Annotated in this window: 20 protein-coding genes; 13 read left to right on the top strand and 7 right to left on the bottom strand. The window is 57.6% G+C overall.

Annotated elements, in window-relative coordinates; translation table 11 throughout:
• Nucleotides 1-102 precede the first annotated feature (102 nt).
• A complete protein-coding gene (locus AC2FIM_RS15290; protein ID WP_271950448.1) occupies nt 103-1,191 on the top strand; it encodes a Hint domain-containing protein in 1,089 nt (362 codons plus the stop codon).
• A gap of 101 nt (nt 1,192-1,292) precedes the next feature.
• On the opposite strand, the gene AC2FIM_RS15285 is transcribed toward AC2FIM_RS15290, so the two are convergent.
• Nucleotides 1,293-1,868 (bottom strand): GcrA family cell cycle regulator, encoded by a 576-nt coding sequence (locus AC2FIM_RS15285; RefSeq protein WP_142638060.1) that lies wholly within the window; start codon nt 1,866-1,868, stop codon nt 1,293-1,295.
• 126 nt (nt 1,869-1,994) lie between these two features.
• Here AC2FIM_RS15285 and AC2FIM_RS15280 point away from each other — a divergent pair, with 126 nt between their 5' ends.
• The gene (locus tag AC2FIM_RS15280; RefSeq protein ID WP_142638062.1) at nt 1,995-2,798 is read left to right on the top strand and encodes an ABC transporter permease; all 804 of its coding nucleotides are present in this window, start codon (nt 1,995-1,997) and stop codon (nt 2,796-2,798) included.
• Here AC2FIM_RS15280 and AC2FIM_RS15275 read toward each other — a convergent pair.
• Together AC2FIM_RS15275 and AC2FIM_RS15270 are read right to left on the bottom strand one after the other, a co-directional pair.
• Entirely contained in the window at nt 2,780-3,673 is an 894-nt protein-coding gene (locus AC2FIM_RS15275; RefSeq protein ID WP_142638064.1) for a DMT family transporter, read from the bottom strand. The genes AC2FIM_RS15280 and AC2FIM_RS15275 overlap by 19 nt on opposite strands.
• A 47-nt stretch (nt 3,674-3,720) precedes the next feature.
• Entirely contained in the window at nt 3,721-4,098 is a 378-nt protein-coding gene (locus AC2FIM_RS15270) for a MerR family transcriptional regulator (RefSeq protein WP_246097248.1), read from the bottom strand.
• A 61-nt stretch (nt 4,099-4,159) separates the two neighbouring features.
• Between AC2FIM_RS15270 and AC2FIM_RS15265 the strand changes: the two genes are divergently transcribed.
• The 6 genes from AC2FIM_RS15265 to AC2FIM_RS15240 all read left to right on the top strand — a co-directional run bounded on the left by AC2FIM_RS15265 (nt 4,160) and on the right by AC2FIM_RS15240 (nt 9,503).
• Nucleotides 4,160-4,417 (top strand): zinc ribbon domain-containing protein, encoded by a 258-nt coding sequence (locus AC2FIM_RS15265; RefSeq protein ID WP_142638066.1) that lies wholly within the window; start codon nt 4,160-4,162, stop codon nt 4,415-4,417.
• A 239-nt stretch (nt 4,418-4,656) separates the two neighbouring features.
• Nucleotides 4,657-5,844, top strand: a complete 1,188-nt coding sequence (locus AC2FIM_RS15260; protein WP_142638068.1) for an aspartate aminotransferase family protein — start codon at nt 4,657-4,659, stop codon at nt 5,842-5,844.
• Nucleotides 5,845-5,872: 28 nt separating this feature from the next.
• Nucleotides 5,873-6,799, top strand: a complete 927-nt coding sequence (gene argF / locus AC2FIM_RS15255) for an ornithine carbamoyltransferase (protein WP_271950442.1) — start codon at nt 5,873-5,875, stop codon at nt 6,797-6,799.
• Between the two features lie 57 nt (nt 6,800-6,856).
• A complete protein-coding gene (locus AC2FIM_RS15250) occupies nt 6,857-7,198 on the top strand; it encodes a 5-carboxymethyl-2-hydroxymuconate Delta-isomerase (protein WP_142638071.1) in 342 nt (113 codons plus the stop codon).
• Nucleotides 7,199-7,507: 309 nt separating this feature from the next.
• Nucleotides 7,508-8,470: a pirin family protein gene (locus tag AC2FIM_RS15245; protein WP_142638074.1), complete on the top strand. Its 963-nt coding sequence runs from the start codon at nt 7,508-7,510 to the stop codon at nt 8,468-8,470.
• A 67-nt stretch (nt 8,471-8,537) separates the two neighbouring features.
• A complete protein-coding gene (locus AC2FIM_RS15240; protein WP_496678334.1) occupies nt 8,538-9,503 on the top strand; it encodes a 2-dehydropantoate 2-reductase in 966 nt (321 codons plus the stop codon).
• Nucleotides 9,504-9,507: 4 nt separating this feature from the next.
• Here AC2FIM_RS15240 and AC2FIM_RS15235 read toward each other — a convergent pair whose 3' ends face one another.
• The 3 genes from AC2FIM_RS15235 to hrpB form a co-directional block, all read right to left on the bottom strand.
• Nucleotides 9,508-10,986, bottom strand: coding sequence for an inorganic phosphate transporter (locus AC2FIM_RS15235; RefSeq protein WP_142638078.1), 1,479 nt, complete (start codon nt 10,984-10,986; stop codon nt 9,508-9,510).
• Between the two features lie 93 nt (nt 10,987-11,079).
• Nucleotides 11,080-11,538, bottom strand: a complete 459-nt coding sequence (locus tag AC2FIM_RS15230) for an NUDIX hydrolase (RefSeq protein ID WP_282027762.1) — start codon at nt 11,536-11,538, stop codon at nt 11,080-11,082.
• Between the two features lie 139 nt (nt 11,539-11,677).
• Nucleotides 11,678-14,110: an ATP-dependent helicase HrpB gene (hrpB, locus tag AC2FIM_RS15225; RefSeq protein WP_496708229.1), complete on the bottom strand. Its 2,433-nt coding sequence runs from the start codon at nt 14,108-14,110 to the stop codon at nt 11,678-11,680.
• 153 nt (nt 14,111-14,263) lie between these two features.
• Here hrpB and meaB point away from each other — a divergent pair, with 153 nt between their 5' ends.
• The 5 genes from meaB to AC2FIM_RS15200 all read left to right on the top strand — a co-directional run bounded on the left by meaB (nt 14,264) and on the right by AC2FIM_RS15200 (nt 18,252).
• A complete protein-coding gene (meaB, locus tag AC2FIM_RS15220; RefSeq protein ID WP_142638208.1) occupies nt 14,264-15,241 on the top strand; it encodes a methylmalonyl Co-A mutase-associated GTPase MeaB in 978 nt (325 codons plus the stop codon).
• Between the two features lie 149 nt (nt 15,242-15,390).
• The gene (locus AC2FIM_RS15215; RefSeq protein WP_271950405.1) at nt 15,391-16,530 is read left to right on the top strand and encodes a Hint domain-containing protein; all 1,140 of its coding nucleotides are present in this window, start codon (nt 15,391-15,393) and stop codon (nt 16,528-16,530) included.
• A 169-nt stretch (nt 16,531-16,699) separates the two neighbouring features.
• Nucleotides 16,700-16,987 (top strand): 50S ribosomal protein L28, encoded by a 288-nt coding sequence (gene rpmB, locus AC2FIM_RS15210; protein WP_496732145.1) that lies wholly within the window; start codon nt 16,700-16,702, stop codon nt 16,985-16,987.
• 407 nt (nt 16,988-17,394) lie between these two features.
• Nucleotides 17,395-17,745 (top strand): hypothetical protein, encoded by a 351-nt coding sequence (locus tag AC2FIM_RS15205; protein WP_142638088.1) that lies wholly within the window; start codon nt 17,395-17,397, stop codon nt 17,743-17,745.
• 42 nt (nt 17,746-17,787) lie between these two features.
• Nucleotides 17,788-18,252, top strand: a complete 465-nt coding sequence (locus tag AC2FIM_RS15200) for a copper chaperone PCu(A)C (RefSeq protein WP_142638090.1) — start codon at nt 17,788-17,790, stop codon at nt 18,250-18,252.
• 81 nt (nt 18,253-18,333) lie between these two features.
• Here the strand turns inward: AC2FIM_RS15200 and AC2FIM_RS15195 are convergent, their stop codons facing one another.
• Nucleotides 18,334-18,942 carry an HdeD family acid-resistance protein gene (locus AC2FIM_RS15195; protein ID WP_496732143.1) on the bottom strand — a complete coding sequence of 203 codons (609 nt, stop codon included), beginning with the start codon at nt 18,940-18,942 and terminating at the stop codon, nt 18,334-18,336.
• Between the last annotated feature and the right edge of the window lie 32 nt (nt 18,943-18,974).

Raw genomic sequence — 18,974 nt, 5'->3', positions numbered from 1 at the left:
AATCACTGGGAACATTTACTGGTTAGTGAGACCCTAATACTCATATATTGAAACAAGTATCGGATCATCATACTCACGCCGAACACAAAGGCGAATTGACATATGGCAGACCCATATTTTTCCGAACTCAAGTACCTAGGAGGTCCACCACAGGACTTTATCGAGGTCGCTGTTGACGCGGGTGCGGATGTTTCTGGGCTTGTTGTTACGATCTACAACTCTGACGGATCTATCCGCAGCACTAACACGCTTGATGGGATAACCCCGACGACAGTCGCAGGCCGGGACGTCTATGTAATTGACTCAGCCAGTTCCGCCACCTTTACCGGGCTCGGTAAAACCAATGGTATCTCTTTATCCGACGTGTCAACGGTTTATCAGTTCAGCTCTTTCAGCGATCCCCCCAGCCCCGGCCCGATAACGGCGACAGCTGGCCCCGCCAATGGGATGAGCTCGACGGTTATCGGCGAGGCCGGGGCGGGAGATTCACTTATTTCCACCGACAATGGTGGAACCTATACTCTGAACACCACTCCGACACCGGGCACCATACCGTGCCTGACGGCAGGAACGTTGATTGCGACCGATCAGGGCCCTGTCCTGATCGAGAGTTTGAAGCAAGGTGATCGTGTCTTGACGGATCATGGTTGCACACAGCCTTTGTCACAACTCATTCGGCGACATGTCAGCGCGCGGGATTTGCGCCGCAATCCCAAGCTTTACCCAGTACGCATTTGCACTGGCGCGCTAGGGCAGGGCCTGCCCAGACGCAACCTGCTCGTGTCCCGTCAGCACCGGATGCTGATATCCTCGGCGATCGTTAAGCGCATGTTTGAGTGCCCCGAGGTTCTGGTCTCAGCTATAAAGTTGGTCGAGCTTCCGGGGATATACGTCGACGACAGAATTACAGAAGTTACTTATTTCCACCTGGTGTTTTCTGAACATGAGGTAATTTTTGCAGATGGCGCCCCGACCGAGAGCCTTTTGCTTGGCGATGAAGCACTGAAATCTCTACCGGCAGCAGCCATGGAAGAGCTTTTTACGCTGTTCCCCGATCTTGTCGAAACCCCGATGCAAAAGACCAACTACAAAATCCCAGAGGGGGGGCGGCAAAAGCGATTGATCGCTCGGCATGCACGGAACCGGCGGCCGCTTTTGGCAGATTACGACTCTTCTTCGATTCCAGTGTGATCGCTCTTAGATGACGCAGAGCCAAAACAGGTGTATTGCCTACATTCCGGCCTGCTGCGGGCACCGCGTTCTGTTGCTAGGTGCCTGCCGTCGTCAAAGCCTTACCGCCGCCGGTCGCGACGTGAGCTCATAGGCTGGAACGCCACACCCACATGCGCTTCGCAATAAGGTTTGCCTGCCTCAACGGGCAGACCGCAAAACCAGAAATCCTCGGTCGCGGGGTCGCCGACGGGCCATTTGCAGGTCTTCTCGGTCAGTTCCATCAGCGTCAGCTTTTTGGCTTTCTTCTCAACCTCGTTGACCTTGGCCAGCGCCTCGGGGCTGATCTCGTTCGCTGAAGGTTGCGGCGGCAGCGGTTGACCGGCCGGGATGATCTGACGGCGGGCCGGAACAGCGGGCTTGGCCTCGGCTGCCGGCGCTGCGGCTGGACGTGCCGGTTCCGTCTTGGGCGTGGGTTTGGGCTTGGCCTCGGCCTTGGGCGCGGGCGCTGGTTTTTCCTTTGGCTCAGCCTTGGCGGGGGTCGCGCCGGTTGCGCGATTCGACAGGCCCAGCCGGTGGACTTTGCCGATAACCGCATTGCGGGTCACACCGCCCAGTTCCTTGGCGATCTGGCTGGCCGACTGGCCCTCGCCCCACATCTTTTTAAGCAGCTCTACACGCTCGTCAGTCCAGGACATCATTTGCCTTTCAAAAGCGGAAAGCGGCCCCGGATTCGGGCCGCCTTGGGAATTCGTCTCAGCCCCCTATTTTAAACACTGCGGTCCGAGTTACAAGCGGTCTTCGAATCAGGTAGAGGGCAGATCATGCAGAATCTCATGGATCAGGAGGCACGCCGCTTTGGTGCGGTGAACTGGATGGGTCTCTATACGCTGGCCCGGCGGGAAACTTTGCGGTTTATGGCGGTGTGGACGCAGACACTTTTGGCACCGCTGGTGACTGCGGGGCTGTTTCTGCTGATCTTCAACATCGCTATCGGGCCCAGCCGGTCTGATGTGATGGGCGTGCCATTTTTGACCTTCCTGGCGCCGGGCATCATGATGATGACGGTGATCCAGAATGCGTTTGCCAATACTTCGTCCTCGATGGTGATCTCGAAAGTACAGGGCAACATCGTCGATACCCTTATGCCGCCGCTTTCGCCGTTAGAGATTCTGCTGGGATACCTTGCGGGCGGCATTGCCCGTGGCTTTCTGATCGCTGTTGTCGTTGCAACCGCGCTGGCGCTGGTGCTGGGTATTGTCCCGCAGAACCCACTGATCGCCATGATCTTTGTAGTGCTGGGAGGGGCCTTTATGGGCGCGCTGGGCCTTTTTGCCGGGATATTCGCCAATAAGTTCGACCAGATGGCTGCGATTACCAACTTCATCGTCACGCCTTTGGCGTTTCTTTCTGGAACCTTTTACTCGGTCGAGGCATTGCCGCCGGTTTTGTACCGGCTAAGCCACGCCAACCCGGTTTTCTATCTGATCGACGGGCTGCGCTATGGTATGATTGGGGTTTCGGACAGCTCGCCCTACCTTGGGATGTTGATCTGCACGGCTGCAACACTGGTGGTCGGTGCACTGACCTGGCAGATGCTGCGAACGGGCTATCGGCTCAAGGCCTGACGGTGCCGCGCCTCGCGCCACACAAGAATCAGCCCTCCGGCCAAGATGATGGCAGATCCAATCAGGCTGACCGCGTCGGGGACCACATCGAATATCGCAAAATCATATAGCGCAGCGAACAGCAGTGTCGCATAGCTTATCGGCGCTACGAAAGACGCATCTGCCCGCGCCATGCCGTTAACGAAACAGGCCTGTGCGCAAGCCATCAATGCGCCGATCCCCGCAAGGGCCGCCCATTGCGCCGGGCTGGGCATCTGAAACACGAAACTCACCGCGACCGACGCGATAGTCAGGCCCATAGCGTTGTTCACCAATAGAATTTGGATCGGGCTCTCTCGCCCTGACAGCTTTTTGATAAAGATCAGCTCCATCCCGATGACGACCGCCGCCGCCAGCGCCAGTAACGCCGCAGGTTGGAAGCTCGCAGGTGTCGGGCGCAGCAGAACCATAGCCCCGATCAGGGCCACCGCCGCCGCCAGCCAGCGCCAGGGGCCGACGCCTTCTTTCAGCAAGGGAATGGCCAGAACCATCGCAAAGACCGGGTTCAAGAACGAAATCGCCGTCGCATCCGCCATCGGTATGAACGCGACCGATGCAAACATCAGCGTGATTCCCAGCCAGCCAAAGCTTGTCCTACCGATATGCAGCCCCCAATGGGGCCGCCGCAGGGTAGGGCGCATGATGCCCACTGCCGAAACGATGACCAGGAAGGCGAATAGAAACCGCCCGTGGCTGATCTGCATTGGGTGCAAAGGAGCACCTAGCGTATCTGTCCCCAAAGCTTTGGCCAGCAGGGTGGTTGCCGCAAGGAATGCACTGGCGACAAAAATCAACAGTGCCGCAAGGGGCGGGTTATGCGCTTTGGGAACGAACATGCGTAAGCGGTGATGTACGGGTGGACGAAAGGCAAGGGGTAAAACGGTCAGGGTTGTCCCGACGGTGTTGCAAGAGCCTGTTTGGCCTGTCGCAAGCTGTCCAGAAAACGATTTGCGCGCCCGATCCGCGCCTCAACCTCTTCGATCCGTTCCTGAAGAAATGCTACGCCGTCAAAGGTTTCGGGATCAGCCGCACCAAGTTGCCCCAGCAGAGTTGCAAGTTGGGCGATACTGATCCCCGCCGCCTGAGCATCGCCGATCTGTTCCAGCGTGATCAGCGTGTCATCCGGGTAGTCGCGATAGCTGTTTGTCGCTTCTGGCCCGGGGCGCGAGGCAATCAATCCGTGCCGTTCGTAAAACCGCAATGTGTCGCGGGGCAGCCCGCTTCGGCGGGACAGTTCTCCGATACGCATCTGTAAAACCATTGACTATACTCTATGGTTTTGATCTTATGGCCCGTGGTCAAAGCCTGCAAGGGGAAAGATGATGGGATCCAAATGTCAAAGCTGCGGCATGCCTCTTAGCAAGGATACCGAAGGGGGAGGCAGCGAAGCGGACGGAACCCGCAGCACACGGTATTGTTCACTCTGTTACGCTGACGGTGCGTTTCGACATCCCGATGCCTCGTTCGAGGAATTTCAGTCCCATTGTCTGGATGCGCTGGTGAACAAGGGCATGCCCCGCATTCTGGCCTGGGCTTTTACGCGCGGTATGGGTCGATTAGACCGCTGGAGCGAAGGCTGATACGGGGGTTGCAGCGTTGCAGCAACAAAGCCCTTTTCATCGCAAATCTTCGGCGCTATACGGCATCCATGATCAAACACGCTGATATCCTGCGACTTCGACGCCGACGCTTTGCCGCGTAACCGGCCCGTTTGATCCTTTTGCGCTGCCCAAATCGGCGCATCTCCCACCAAATCAGTTGACGAACATGGCCCTCGTGTATCACTCACGGGGCTCAACATATCGAAAAGGATGATCCGATGATCCCGTCCGTTCTGCCGACCTATAATCGTGCGCCCCTGACCTTTGTGAAGGGCGAAGGCGCTTGGCTGACCGAGGCGGATGGCCGACGTTTTCTGGATATGGGCGCGGGGATTGCTGTGAATGCACTGGGCCATGCGCATCCGGCGCTGGTGAACGCGCTGACGGAACAGGCCCACGCGCTGTGGCATGTGTCGAACCTTTATAACATCCCTCAGCAGCAGGCGCTGGCTGATAAGCTGGTTGAACATACCTTTGCCGACACGGTGTTCTTTACCAATTCAGGCACGGAAGCCTGCGAGCTGGCTGTGAAAATGGCACGCAAATATTTCTACGATAAAGATCAGCCCGAACGGGTCGACATCATCACCTTTGACGGTTCGTTTCACGGTCGGTCTTCGGCAGGTATCGCCGCTGCGGGGTCCGAGAAAATGACCAAAGGCTTTGGCCCGCTGCTGCCCGGCTTTGTACACCTGACATTTGGTGATCTTGACGGCGTCACCAATGCGATCTCGGACAAGACCGCGGCGATCTTGATCGAACCCATTCAGGGCGAGGGCGGTATTCGCCCCGTCCCTGATGCCGAGCTCAAAGCGCTGCGTCAGATCTGCAACGACAATGGCCTGTTGCTGATCCTCGACGAGGTCCAATGCGGCGTTGGGCGTACCGGTAAACTTTTTGCCCATGAATGGGCGGGCATCACGCCTGACATCATGATGGTCGCCAAGGGCATCGGTGGAGGGTTCCCTCTGGGTGCGGTGCTGGCCACCGAAGACGCGGCCAGCGGCATGACGGCAGGTACGCACGGGTCGACCTATGGCGGAAACCCTCTCGGTTGCGCGGTGGGCTGCGCGGTGATCGACCAGGTTGCAACCCCCGCCTTTCTGGACGGGGTCAATCGCAAGGCGGGCATGTTGCGCCAGAAGCTCGAAGGATTGATTGCAAATCATCCGGACGTGTTCGAAGAGGTGCGCGGCGCAGGGCTCATGCTGGGTCTGAAATGCAAGGCGACCAACTTGGACGTGGTGAATGCGGGATATGATAACGGCCTCATCACCGTTCCCGCCGCTGACAATGTGATCCGCCTATTGCCGCCTTTGACCCTGACAGAGGACGACATTGCACAGGCGGTTATTCGTCTGGAGAAAACGGCCGCGCAGGTCGATAGCAATCTGGCGTCTGCCTGAGCCCACCCGATTAGAAAAGCGAAACGACATGAAGCACTTCCTCGACATTCACAAAACCAATGCCGCCGCTTTGCGGGGCATGATCGACCAGGCTGCTGCCATGAAGCAGGCGCGTCTGGGGCAGCCAAAGGCGGCACCGGATGACGAATTGGCACTCAAAGACCGCATGGTCGCCCTGATCTTTGAAAAACCGTCAACCCGGACGCGCGTGTCCTTTGATGTGGGCGTGCGCCAGATGGGTGGTCAGACGATGGTCCTTTCGGGCAAGGACATGCAGTTGGGCCACGGCGAAACCATCGCTGACACCGCCCGCGTGCTGTCGCGCTATGTCGATATGATCATGATCCGGACATTTGACGAAACCATCCTAACCGAAATGGCGGAATACTCGGACGTGCCGGTGATCAACGGCCTGACCGATCGCACCCATCCTTGCCAAATCATGGCCGATGTTCTGACGTTCGAAGAGCACCGAGGCCCGATCGCTGGGAAGAAAGTCGTTTGGACTGGCGATGGAAACAATGTGTGTGCCTCGTTCCTTCACGCGGCGGGCCAGTTCGGGTTTGATCTGACTTTTACGGGCCCGGCGCAATTCGACCCCGAAGAGGATTTCATGGGTTTTGCCCGTCAAAAAGGGTCCAAGATTGTTGTGGAACGGGACCCCTACAAGGCTGTAGATGGGGCCGATCTAGTTGTCGCCGATACCTGGGTTTCGATGCACGACTCTCAATCCGCGAAAGAACGGCGCCATAACCTGCTGCGTCCTTATCAGGTAAACGCCGAATTGATGGCCCATGCCAAACCCGATGCGCTGTTCATGCATTGCCTTCCTGCGCACCGCGAAGAAGAAGCGACATCCGATGTCATGGATGGGCCGAACTCGGTCATTTTTGACGAGGCCGAAAACCGACTGCACGCCCAGAAGGCCGTTATGCGTTGGTGTCTGGGTGTCTGAACACATGAAAATGGCAAGAGAGAGCCGCGTGCTCTCTCATGATTTCCGGAGTGCACAATGCCCCATTTAGTCCTCGAATTCTCTCAGGGCCTTGAAGAGAAACATGATTTCCATGCGGTCTGCGAGAAGTTGTTTGCGGTGCTTTCTGAACATGCTGAGTTTGATGCACCGGCCCTTAAGATCCGTGCCAATCCGGTCACCTATTTTCGGATCGGGACCGAACCGCAGACCTTTGTCCATGCGACGCTTTTATTGATGCAGGGCCGGGATGAGGCCACGCGAGCTGAACTGAACGCTACCGTTTTGGATGTTCTGACTGTTGCCATGCCCGAGGTTGGCAGCATCACGGTGCAAGAGGTCGAACTGAACCGTGCGTCTTATGCCAAACGCCTGGCGTGATTGTGTTTGGCAATTTGTCTATCTGAAGCACGGCGACTGACACATTCTTTGGCCGCAAGCAACATTCCTTTGCAGGGCAGCAAAAATGCCCTGCATTCCCCGTCAAACAGGTGATCGGATAGCGAGCTGTTTGGATGGTTCTTTTCTCAGGTGGAACTTCTGTTAGAATTGTTATGTAATAACATTAATGATATGTCATAACGGACAAAAATCCACCGGAGTTGTGCAATTTTTGAGGTTTCTTTCAGGTGCAGCGGCCTGCATCTTGCAGGGGCGAACCGTTGCCTGCCGAAAAAGGGAGAAACTGGAATGAGCTGGAACCCGTCTCACAACCCCGATCGTTTGACTGAGAACCCGTCTTTAGAGGCACTGATCATTCCTCGTGCACGTGATCTGGGTGGGTTCGAGGTGCGCCGCGCGCTACCCTCGGTCAAACGACAGCTTGTTGGCCCGTTCATTTTCTTTGACCAGGTCGGTCCTGCAGAATTCATCACAGAAGGCGGTATAGACGTTCGGCCACACCCTCATATCGGGTTGGGCACGGTCACCTACCTGTATAAAGGGGAATTTGAGCATCGTGATAGCTTGGGCACCCATCAGATGATCTATCCCGGTGAGGTCAACTGGATGATTGCAGGACGTGGCGTGACCCATTCTGAACGCACCAGCAAGGAAACGCGCAGCAAAAGACACAGTCTTTTTGGCATTCAGACCTGGATCGCGCTGCCAGAGGAACAGGAAGATATTGCACCGGACTTCGAACATCATAAACAATCTGCGCTGCCCCATATTCAGGATGCTGGGATCAGCGCTCGTCTCATCCTTGGCTCGGCTTATGGTGAAAGCAGCCCGGTCACGACACTGTCTGAAACCTTCTATCTGGACGTGCAGCTTGCCCCCGGGGCCTCTTTTCCTTTGCCTGATGATCAAGAAGACCGCGGTGTTTATGTGACGGAAGGAACGGTTGAGATCGCCGGCGATCAGTTCACCCAAGGTCGTATGATGGTGTTTCGGCCAAGGGATCGCCTTTCCGTTCAGGCAGGGCCGCAGGGTGCGCGGCTAATGTTGCTTGGAGGTGCGACGTTGAACGAGGATCGTTATATCTGGTGGAACTTCGTGTCGTCCTCAAAGGAAAAGATAGAAGCAGCCACCCGCGAATGGAAAACGGCGGACTGGGCCAAAGGGGCTTTTCAACTGCCTCCGGGGGACGATCAAGACTTCATCCCGATTTCAGAAGACCTTGAACGCACCCGTCCGAGGCGCGCGCGCTGACCTCGCGTCAGTTGGCCTTGTCTGACAGGCGGATCGCGGCAATCTTTGACCGAAGGGGAGGGGCGTCATGAGGATCGCAATCGCGGGGGCGGGCAGCATTGGATGTTACTGCGGGGCTTTGCTGGCCCGATCCGGTCACGATGTCACCCTGTTGGGGCGGGCACGAATCCTCGACCCGATCCGGGATAAGGGGCTGATGGTCACAGATTTTTCAGGCCTGCGGTGTCATGTGACCAACCTGTCCCTGACCGAAGATCCGGCGGAACTGAGTGATGCTGAAATAGTCATTGTCACGGTAAAGACCGGCGCGACGGAAGAGATGGCGAAGGATATCGGGAAACACGCTCCAGACGCTGTGATCCTCTCCTGGCAAAATGGACTGGAAAACGCAGGCACCTTACGTACGATGCTTCCGCACCACGATGTCCGCGCCGGTATGGTGCCCTTCAACGTCGTCCCGACAGATACTGGCGGATTTCATCGCGCGACTTCTGGTGAAATCGTTATCCAATCCGGCCTCGGCGATTTGGGCGCAAAGCTGACTGGTCCCGACCTACCGGTGTCAGAGAGTGACCAGATCGAAGCCGTCCAATGGGGCAAGCTGGTGATCAATCTCAATAACGCGCTGAATGCGCTGTCCGGGTTGTCGTTGAAACAGCAGTTGCTGGACCGCAACTGGCGCCAACTGATGGCAGATCAGATGTCCGAGGCTCTGACCGTGTTGCGATCCGCAGGACAACCGATTGTGTCAATGACGCCGCTGCCTGCATGGATGACACCGTATATCCTGCGTCTGCCTACGCCTTTGTTTTCGCGGGTCGCATCCCGGATGCTGATCATTGACCCTTCGGCGCGCACCTCTATGGCCTATGACCTGATGGCAGGGCGCCCAACGGAAATCGACAGTCTGCAAGGCGAGATCATCCGTTTGGGCGAGCAGCAAGGCATTGCGACCCCAATCTGCGCGCAGGTTCGCGAAAAGATTGCACAGAACCCAAAATCCCCGCTTACTCCCGAGCAAATCCGAAGCTGATGGGTTAGAGAAAAGCCGTCAGTGTCCAGAAGATAGCGGCTGATAACACTGCGGTAGCGGGGACCGTTATGATCCAGGCAGCCACGATCGTCATGAAATGCGAGCGACGGACGAGTTTCCGGCGTTTTTTCTCTTCCTGTGCCTGGCGCCGTTCGGGCAGGCGTTGGTGGTTCGCGTTCTTTCTGCGCCGCTCGGCATGCCATTCGCGATAGAAGCCCACTCCGAAGACCGCTCCCACTGCGATATGGGTGGAACTGACGGGCAGGCCCAGCCAACTGGCCAGGATCACAGTGATCGCCGCAGAAAGGGCGACACAGAATGCGCGCATTGGGTTGAGCTTGGTGATCTGACTGCCGACCATCCTGATCAATTTTGGGCCAAACAGGAACAGCCCAAAGGAAATTCCCAGCGCTCCGATCACCATAACCCAGGTTGGAATTGCGACTTGTGCAGCGAAATCCCCGAATTGCGCCGTATGCACGATTGCCGCCAACGGACCAACCGCATTTGCCACGTCATTGGCGCCGTGGGCAAAGCTAAGAAATGTTGCTGAGATAATAAGTGGTAGCCCAAACAGCGTTTTCAGAGACTTCGTTCTGTTTTCAAGTCCTTCTGATCTGCGATGCACCCAAGGGACTGTCACCAGCCATGTCAGAAATCCTGTGGCCAGACCGAACAGCAAAGCGACTTCAAGCTCAACTTTGACAAGCTTGTTCAGGCCTTTGACGGCCAAATAGGTGGTAAAGGCACCAGCCATGACAGCAACGAGTATCGGCACCCAACGGCGGGCAGCGGCGATCTTGTCGTCTTGATACTGAATTTTGGCATTGATCAAAGCCAGAAAGCCAGCGGCAATAATTCCACCTAACACAGGAGAGATGATCCAACTGGCGGCAATGGCGCTCATCGTGGTCCAACTGACCGCGCTTAGGCCAGCTGCCGCGATGCCCGCCCCCATGACGCCCCCTACCACCGAATGTGTGGTCGAAACAGGCGCGCCGACCCAGGTGGCCAAGTTGACCCACATGGCTGAAGAAATCAGAGCCGCCATCATCGCCCAGATAAAGACGGTGCTGTCGTGAACCGATGCCGGGTCTATAATCCCTTTCGAAATCGTCGACACTACATCCCCACCTGCCAGCAAGGCCCCCGCGCTTTCTGCGATGGCGGCGATGACGATTGCGCCGGTCATGGTCAGCGCGTTGGCCCCGACAGCGGGGCCCATGTTATTGGCAACGTCATTTGCGCCGATATTGATGGCCATATAGGCCCCAAAACCCGCTGCCGCGACAACGATCAACCCGCCATCAGCCCGCCCAAAAACCACTGCGGCCGTCAGCCCGGCCAGCGCAATAAAGGCGAAGGCGATACCCGGCGCCAGCATGGGGCGTGCCACATGGGCATTGGCATACTCAACGCGCGAGATGCGCGCCAGATCGCTGTCCAGCGATTGCCAACGGGGTTTGGAGCTTGGGTTCGACATCAGGCTATTGCGGGCGGTTTCCAAAAGAACACCCGCGGCTATACGGTTTCGCTCAGACGAGCAACCGTGGCGTCATCACTTTTTGTGGAGGTGTCACAGCTGCAGCAGCAAAGCGCGCAGTTCGGGCTCCTGAACACGTCCGGCCGCTATCACGGGCGAAACCCACTCGCGGGTCCTTTCCTCGGCCTCGGGGTAGATATCGGCCAGTTCCTGCACTTCGATCCGATAGACATTGGTCACCACAGTCTGGCTGGCCCCGTCTTTCAGGATCTTGTCATAAGTATATTGCCCAACTGGGTCTTTGGATAGGGATTGGGCGCGCACGCCGGCTTCTTCCCAGGCCTCTTGCCGGGCAGCCTCGGCGCCATCCAGGCCATCAATCGGCCAACCTTTGGGGATGATCCAGCGTCCGGTGTCCCGGCTGGTGATCAAAAGAACCTGCAGCCCGTCCTGTGTTTCGCGGGTGCACAAGGCGCCAAACTGCACCCGATGGGGGCGCAGGAACAGAGGCCGGGCGACCTCTTCCCAAATATTTCGCAGCCATTTTGTCATGTTTGTCGTTCGCGAACCCGGGTTTTACCTGAGCAGCCCACATAGCAATGAAACAGATAATCTTCAATGAACGCCCGGAATCACCATGCTTTCCGCATCTTCATGCCAAGAATTTTCGACGAAAATTCCCGACGGCCGCCTAATTACGACGTTTTGCGCGCAAGGTGGGGTCGGCCATGGTCGGATCTTCGGGCCAAGGGTGTCTGGGATATTGCGCGCGCATGTCTTTGCGCACATCCGCGTATGATCCAGCCCAGAAACCGGGCAGGTCGCGCGTGATCTGGATGGGTCGTTGGGCCGGGGAAAGAAGCGTGATCTTAAGGGCCTCACCGCCGATGACCGGATGGTGCGTGACGCCAAACAGTTCCTGCAACCGCACCGAGATTTCCGGTACTGCACCGCCATAGTCTATCGGCACCTTTCGCCCGAGAGGAGTTTCAAACGACCCTGGAGCGCGCCGGTCCAGTTCCTGCGTCTGGGCCCAGTCCAGTCGGGCGCGCAACGCTGGCAACAGGTCGAACCGTTTCCAGTCTTCAGCATTGCGGACGCCGGAAAGCATCGGCAACAGCCATTCTTGCAGCGTGTCGGTCAACCCCTCGATCGAGAAATCAGGCAGCTCTGCGCCTTCGGTCCGGACCAGTTCCACCCGTGCCGCCAATCGCGCAGCGGCCCCGTTCAGTCGCAGGCCAAGATCACGGGCGCCATCCAGCATCGCCAATGCAACTGCTTCGTCAGGAACCTCTTTCCAAACACGATCACTCAGCGTGATTGCGCCTAGCCGTTCTTGTTTGCGCGCAACGACACGGCGGTCGCGTTTTGACCAGTCGCAGACCTCGGTCCAGGTGATCTGATCCTTGAACAGGTCGCGAATTTCCTTTTCCGAGATTTGTGCGGCCATGCGCACCTTTGCTTCACGGGGATTGCCATCGGTATCGGTCACAACCAGATAAGGCGCGGCAGCCAGCGTATCGCTGCCATCCAGCACAACACCCTTCCCTCCTGACAACACATAACGCGGCTCATCCCCTTTGCGCCGTTGTCCAATGCGATCGGGATAGGCGAGTGCAGCTGTTGCCGCTGGGCTGAAGTCGGACAGGTTGCCTTTGGTTTGCAGCCGCTTGGTCTCGGTTTTTATCCGTTCTAACGCACCAATGTTGACCTGCCAGACACGGTTGCGTTGAAAGGCGCGCATATCTCGCATGGCTTCGAGCCTAAGCAACATATCCACCGGAGCACCCCGTAAGGGATCGCGTTCGGCCATGAGAGCGGCCAAAGGTGCGGCGGCGGGGCCGACCTGTTCCAGCATATGTCCCAATCGCGGGTGCAGAGGTAGCGCCGCTAGTGACCGCCCGTGGTCGGTGATCCGTCCCTTCCCATCCAGCGCGCCCAGCATCATCAGCAACGTGCGTGCCTCTGTCATCGTGCCCTCGGGTGGAGGGGTCAGGAAAGACAGTTCTTCGGGGCCCGCCCCCCAAAATGCCAGTTCCAGCGCCAGCCCGGTCAGGTCGGTTGCCTCGATCTCGGCCGGGGGATAGGCGGCCAGCGCGCCTTCTTCGCCCTTCGACCATAAGCGATAGCACTTGCCTTCGGCGACACGACCAGCGCGGCCAGCGCGCTGCGTTGCCTCGGCGCGCGTCACCCGCTCGGTCACTAGTCTGGACATACCCGAACCCGGATCGAAACGCGCCCGCCGAGCCTGTCCCATGTCCAAGACCACGCGAATGTCTGGAATGGTCAACGAGGTCTCGGCAATGGACGTAGCCAAAACCACTTTGCGACCGGTTTCGACCGGTGCAATCGCTTGGCGCTGGGCAGCAAAAGGCATCGCGCCGAATAGTGGTCGCACCGTAGCTTTGCTGGATAGCCGGCCAGCCAAGGCGGCCTCTGCCCGGCGGATTTCGCCTTCTCCGGGCAGGAACACCAACATCCCACCTTCTGTTTCGCGTTCGGCCTGAACCACAAGATCGACCAATGCGTCCAGCTTTCGCGCCTGTTGTCCTAGCGGTCGGTCCAGCCAACGTGTTTCGACCGGATAGCCGCGCCCTTGCGACGTCACAACGGGGGCCTCCATCAACCGCCCCACGGGTTCAGCGTCCAGCGTTGCCGACATTGCCAGCAGGATCAGATCGTCCCGCAATGCCCCGGCGACCTCAAGGCACAAGGCCAGGCCGAGATCCGCGTTCAGGGACCGTTCATGGAATTCATCGAAAATCACCGCACTAATGCCGGGCAGATCGGGTTTGACTTGCAGCATCCGGGTCAGGATACCTTCGGTGACGACCTCGATCCGGGTCGATTTCGATACCTTCGCCTCGCCCCGCACGCGATAACCAACTGTGTCGCCCACGCGCTGTCCCAGCGTATCGGCCATGCGCTCAGCAGCAGCCCGGGCCGCCAAGCGGCGGGGTTCCAGCATCACGATCTTGCCATCGCATAGCCCCGCCTCGAATATCGCCAGCGGCACTCGTGTTGTTTTCCCCGCGCCCGGAGGTGCCTGCAGCACTGCGCGGCCCGAAGCCTTTAGGGCGGCAAGAAGGTCAGGAATGGCGTTGTCGATGGGCAGGCGTATCATGCGGGCTTTATCCGCCAACGGTACGACAAGGTCCAGTTCCGTCTCTTATGCCCGGAGAGCGCATATCCCAGAGGTAAATTCTTGTGCGCTCTGGTCTGGACAAACCCCTCATTGGAACGGCAACTAGAACTGCCGCAACTGATTGGGGGCGAAATGGAACTGGACAGCCTGAGTGACAGGATTTTGAACGGAGACCGGCGCGCGCTGGCCCGTGGTATCACGCTGGTGGAAAGCGGTCGCGCCGATCATCGTGCGCAGGCGACGGAACTGCTGACCAGATTGACCAAAGAGGGCCGCCAGGCCCTGCGGATCGGATTGTCAGGGACGCCCGGCGTCGGCAAGTCCACGTTCATCGAGAGCTTTGGCATGATGCTGACAGGGCAGGGGCTGCGCGTTGCGGTTCTTGCGGTTGATCCCAGCTCGACTCGGTCGGGCGGGTCCATTCTGGGGGACAAGACCCGGATGGAACGCCTGAGCCGCGAGAAAAACGCCTTTATCCGTCCATCACCCAGCCAGTCGCACCTGGGCGGTGTTGCCCGCCGCACACGTGAGGCCATCGCTTTATGTGAGGCCGCAGGGTTCGATGTTGTTTTGATCGAAACGGTTGGTGTCGGGCAATCGGAGACGGTTGTCTCCGAGTTGTCGGATCTGTTTATGCTGTTGCTTGCCCCGGCGGGCGGTGACGAACTGCAAGGCGTCAAGCGCGGTATCATGGAAATGGCCGACATGATCTTGGTCAACAAGGCGGATGGTGACCTGAAATCTGCCGCCACTCGCACCTGCGCCGACTATTCCGGGGCGCTGCGTCTGTTGCGTAAACGACCCCAGGACCCGGAAGGGTTTCCCAAGGCGATGACTGTCTCAGCGGTCGAGGAACATGGGCTGGCTCAAGCCTGGGAGGAGATGCAGTCCCTCAGCAAATGGCGCCGTGAAAATGGCCACTGGGAGGTCAACCGCGCCACGCAAGCACAATATTGGTTCGAACAAGAGGTTCGGTCTGCCCTTCTGGCGCGTCTGGCGACTCCACAAGCGCGCTCGGAAATGGAGCGTCTGGGCTCGCAGGTCAGCACTGGTCAGCTCAGTCCGTCGGTTGCGGCGGAACATATGTTGTCTGCTTTAGTCGCTGGCTAAGTCCTTATTCAAGCCTTTGATCTCATTCTCTTTCTGATTTCGGATCGGTGGGTTATCGCCCATAGGTTGCAAGTTGACCCAAACTTGATGCAAACTCAGGTTAAGGCCGCGCATCTGTCGCCAGGCCGGATATGCGGGAACCGTCAGCTATGCCCGATATTACTGGGACCAACGGCAACGACGATATCGACGTTAACAATGACACGGGGACCCTGAACGGTTCACCGGCTGGAACTCCGATTGATAATATCCGCGGCCTGGGTGGCGACGACGACGTCGACATCAATAACAGCACGATTACCGGGAATGTCATCGGCAATGCCGGCTCCGACACGATCACCGTCACCAGCAGCACCATTGGTGGCAGGATTGCCAGCGGGTCGGATGACGACACTGTCGATATCAGTGGCTCGAGTGTTGGAAACATCCGGCTGGGGAGCGGCAACGATACCCTGAATTTCACCAGCACCAGCGTTAGTGGCGATTTGCGGGGTGGTGGCGGGACCGACACGTTGAACTTGCCTGTGGGTACCGTCATCACCGATACCAATTTTGGCGTCATTAACGTCGTAGATGGCGTAGGCTATACCCTGTCCAGCGGGACATTCACCCTACCATCCGGTATCACGGTCACATATTCTGCCTTTGAGAACGGAAGTGGCGTTCCTTGTTTTACCCGTGACACGCACATCCTGACGCAGGACGGCATGAAAGCAATCCAAGCGCTGCGGATCGGGGACATGGTCCCGACCATGGGGTGCGACCCTCAGCCTATACGCTGGATCGGTCGTCGACAGTTTGACCGCGCCGCCTTGCTGGTAAATCCCAGGCTCTTGCCGGTACGAATCCTTGCAGGTGCGCTGGGCGAGGGTTTGCCGCATCGCAATCTTCTGGTCTCACGCCAGCACAGGATGCTGGTGCAGTCCAGAATCGCGGAACGCATGTTCGGCACCACCGAAGTTCTGATTCCGGCGATCAAACTGACCGCACTGCCGGGAATCTATATCGATGAGGCCGTGCAATCGGTTGAGTATTTTCACCTGCTATTTGATCGCCATCATGTCATCTTTGCCGAAGATGCCCCAACCGAAAGCCTGTTCACCGGAGTCGAGGCCCTGAAATCCCTCGGATCGGAGGCGCGGCAAGAAATTTTCGAAATCTTTCCGGAACTGATCGAAAATCATGGTGAAAACCCGGCCCGGTTCATACCATGTGGACGCCAACAGTCCCACCTGATCCAGCGGCATTTGAAGAACAACAAACCCTTGCTTCAACGCAATGGCGCCTAGGTCTTATAGAGTTTAAGATGGGTGCAAAGATTTCGCACGGCCCGTCTTGACCCTTCCTGTGATTCCCACTAAACGCATCCAACCAGTTTTCGGGCGCGACTTCGGGTTGCGCCCCTTGTGATTTGGCCACGGGTCCTGTACCCAGCCCGCAGATACAAAGGAAGAAACCATGTCGCGCCGTTGCGAACTGACCGGAAAAGGCCCGATGACTGGCAACAATGTCAGCCACGCCAAAAACAGAACTCGTCGTCGTTTTCTGCCCAACCTGAACGACGTAACCCTGCAGTCGGAAACCCTGGGTCGTGGCGTCAAGCTGCGTATCTCGGCCGCTGCCCTGCGTTCAGTTGACCACCGTGGTGGTCTGGATGCGTTCCTGGCCAAAGCCAAGGATGACGAGCTGTCCACCAACGCAATGAAAGTGAAAAAAGAAATCGCCAAGGCTCAAGCTGCGGTCTAAACGTTCTTTTTCATCAAAGATTTCGACCCTGTACCCGAACGGTGCAGGGTCTTTTCTTTTGTCTGATTGAGTTTAGACGATTTCGCCGTCAGAGCGTGATCTTGTTCACATACAGTGTTCTGATGTTTGAATATGTTTGTTCATATTCTATTGGCGGAGTTCGATCTCATGTCTTTCAAATCCTTTGATTCCCTCTCCCTGTTGGCGGCCTTTTTTGGCAAGACGTTTGGGACATGTGTGCGGATGCAGCGTCAGGTGAACAGGTTGCATACCAGCCTGACCAAAGGGTCTGTCAAACGTCCTGGATTGGACAACTGACCTCGTACTGACCAAAATGACCCGAGGGCTTCTGGCGCATTCGATTGTGCTTGAAGCCCTTTTTGTCTCGGGCGTATACCGAAGGCAGGATGAAACACTTTCGGAACAGATTTCTATCATTTGCCCTGTCGCTGCTGGTCATTCTGACCGGTCAAGGGGTGGCTGCGTCGCGTGGCGTTGATACCGCAGTCGGGCAGATGGTGCTGTGTACTGGTGTTGGTCCTGTTGTGATCTATATGGATGCCGAGGGGCAACCGGCAAAGCCCCCGCATTTCTGCCCCGACTATGCGCTGACGTTGCTGGGTGCTATTGCTGTCGTTTCACATGTGCTGCCCGATGCACCAAGTTATGCCGGGCCATTTTTAGAGCGCGGCGACAGGAGCCTAATAGCAGCGCCCGTTCCGTTTCAGCCCGCCCGCGCGCCACCTGCAAGAGCCTGATTAAATTTAACTTTTTCAGACACTTGACATAGGAGAGGCGCAATGTCCCTCACTTCCAAACTTTTGGCAACCCTGGCTGCGGCCGCATTTGCCACCACTGCAATGGCGCAGGAAACCATCACACTAGAAGATGCCTATGCGCGCTCCGCCGGCAAAACGGCGAAAGCGGGCGCGGCCTTTATGGTGATTCAGAACACGGGCGAGGCGGATGACCGTCTTGTTCGTGCGGAATCGGAGGCGGCTGCACGGGTTGAGCTGCACACGCATCTGATCGATGCCAACGGCGTGGCGCAGATGACCCATGTCGAAGAGGGATTCGTCATCCCAGCCGGTGGTGCGCATGCGCTCAAGCGCGGGGGCGATCACGTGATGTTCATGGGATTGGTTGCTCCGTTTGAACATGGTGCAACTGTGCCTGTAACGCTGGTTTTTGAAAAAGCCGGTGAGGTTGAGATCGACGTGCCGGTTGATCTGGAACGAAAAGACATGGGCGCCCACTCGAACTAAGGCCACGTCATCCTTCAAGCCGCTATGCGGCCGTCATCCACGCGTCAGGCCGGGCTTTGCCCGGCCTGTTTGCCTATCGCTTCAACGGTTAACAACCCGCATCGAAACGCGGTCATGCGCCCGTTTGAAGCGCGCTGCCAGAAAGAACATCACGGCGGCGAAAGCCAGAGCGGAAAAGGCAATGGCCCACCCCAGTGCGACCATGCCACTGCCGGGCCAGAACAACAGCACCAACCCAATGATCAGCGCAATGATCCCCGAGTTTCGCACCATCACGGCATCCGGGTTGTTGCTGGGTATCTGCCGCCATGCCAGCAACGAACCGATGCCGACGATCAGCGCCCAAGCACCCAGCAGGAAAAATGTCAGCCGCGCAATACCCTCGGGCCAGATCAGCAGGACAAGACCGATCAACAGTGCCCCGATGCCGACGCCGCCGATCAATCCGCGCCGTCCAAAGCCTAGTAGGGTCAGGCCGCCATCTAGAACCAAAAGCAGGCCGACCAGTCGCAACAGCAATGAGATACTGCCCGTTGGCCAAAACAGCGCGGCGATCCCCAATGCTCCGGCCAGACATCCGCGCAACAGGAAGGTCCACCACAGATTTGCCAGTTGGTCGCCAAATGTATCGCGGCCCTCCATACTGGAATCGTCCAGGATTTCTTCGCGCGTGTGGTGGGGGTCGGTCATGGGAGCCTCTTATTTCGATTGTCGTATCAATA

Source organism: Ruegeria sp. CDSC052 (assembly GCF_059610685.1).
The sequence above is the reverse complement of the archived record's forward strand: the minus strand, read 5'-3'. Positions and strand labels throughout refer to the sequence as shown.

What these genes read in the sequence shown, in the direction of transcription:
- AC2FIM_RS15290 (WP_271950448.1), top strand. Translation starts at nt 103, where the DNA reads ATGGCAGACCCATATTTTTCCGAACTCAAGTACCTAGGAGGTCCACCA.
- AC2FIM_RS15285 (WP_142638060.1), bottom strand. Translation starts at nt 1,868, where the DNA reads ATGTCCTGGACTGACGAGCGTGTAGAGCTGCTTAAAAAGATGTGGGGC.
- AC2FIM_RS15280 (WP_142638062.1), top strand. Translation starts at nt 1,995, where the DNA reads ATGCAGAATCTCATGGATCAGGAGGCACGCCGCTTTGGTGCGGTGAAC.
- AC2FIM_RS15275 (WP_142638064.1), bottom strand. Translation starts at nt 3,673, where the DNA reads ATGTTCGTTCCCAAAGCGCATAACCCGCCCCTTGCGGCACTGTTGATT.
- AC2FIM_RS15270 (WP_246097248.1), bottom strand. Translation starts at nt 4,098, where the DNA reads ATGGTTTTACAGATGCGTATCGGAGAACTGTCCCGCCGAAGCGGGCTG.
- AC2FIM_RS15265 (WP_142638066.1), top strand. Translation starts at nt 4,160, where the DNA reads ATGGGATCCAAATGTCAAAGCTGCGGCATGCCTCTTAGCAAGGATACC.
- AC2FIM_RS15260 (WP_142638068.1), top strand. Translation starts at nt 4,657, where the DNA reads ATGATCCCGTCCGTTCTGCCGACCTATAATCGTGCGCCCCTGACCTTT.
- argF (WP_271950442.1), top strand. Translation starts at nt 5,873, where the DNA reads ATGAAGCACTTCCTCGACATTCACAAAACCAATGCCGCCGCTTTGCGG.
- AC2FIM_RS15250 (WP_142638071.1), top strand. Translation starts at nt 6,857, where the DNA reads ATGCCCCATTTAGTCCTCGAATTCTCTCAGGGCCTTGAAGAGAAACAT.
- AC2FIM_RS15245 (WP_142638074.1), top strand. Translation starts at nt 7,508, where the DNA reads ATGAGCTGGAACCCGTCTCACAACCCCGATCGTTTGACTGAGAACCCG.
- AC2FIM_RS15240 (WP_496678334.1), top strand. Translation starts at nt 8,538, where the DNA reads ATGAGGATCGCAATCGCGGGGGCGGGCAGCATTGGATGTTACTGCGGG.
- AC2FIM_RS15235 (WP_142638078.1), bottom strand. Translation starts at nt 10,986, where the DNA reads ATGTCGAACCCAAGCTCCAAACCCCGTTGGCAATCGCTGGACAGCGAT.
- AC2FIM_RS15230 (WP_282027762.1), bottom strand. Translation starts at nt 11,538, where the DNA reads ATGACAAAATGGCTGCGAAATATTTGGGAAGAGGTCGCCCGGCCTCTG.
- hrpB (WP_496708229.1), bottom strand. Translation starts at nt 14,110, where the DNA reads ATGATACGCCTGCCCATCGACAACGCCATTCCTGACCTTCTTGCCGCC.
- meaB (WP_142638208.1), top strand. Translation starts at nt 14,264, where the DNA reads ATGGAACTGGACAGCCTGAGTGACAGGATTTTGAACGGAGACCGGCGC.
- AC2FIM_RS15215 (WP_271950405.1), top strand. Translation starts at nt 15,391, where the DNA reads ATGCCCGATATTACTGGGACCAACGGCAACGACGATATCGACGTTAAC.
- rpmB (WP_496732145.1), top strand. Translation starts at nt 16,700, where the DNA reads ATGTCGCGCCGTTGCGAACTGACCGGAAAAGGCCCGATGACTGGCAAC.
- AC2FIM_RS15205 (WP_142638088.1), top strand. Translation starts at nt 17,395, where the DNA reads ATGAAACACTTTCGGAACAGATTTCTATCATTTGCCCTGTCGCTGCTG.
- AC2FIM_RS15200 (WP_142638090.1), top strand. Translation starts at nt 17,788, where the DNA reads ATGTCCCTCACTTCCAAACTTTTGGCAACCCTGGCTGCGGCCGCATTT.
- AC2FIM_RS15195 (WP_496732143.1), bottom strand. Translation starts at nt 18,942, where the DNA reads ATGACCGACCCCCACCACACGCGCGAAGAAATCCTGGACGATTCCAGT.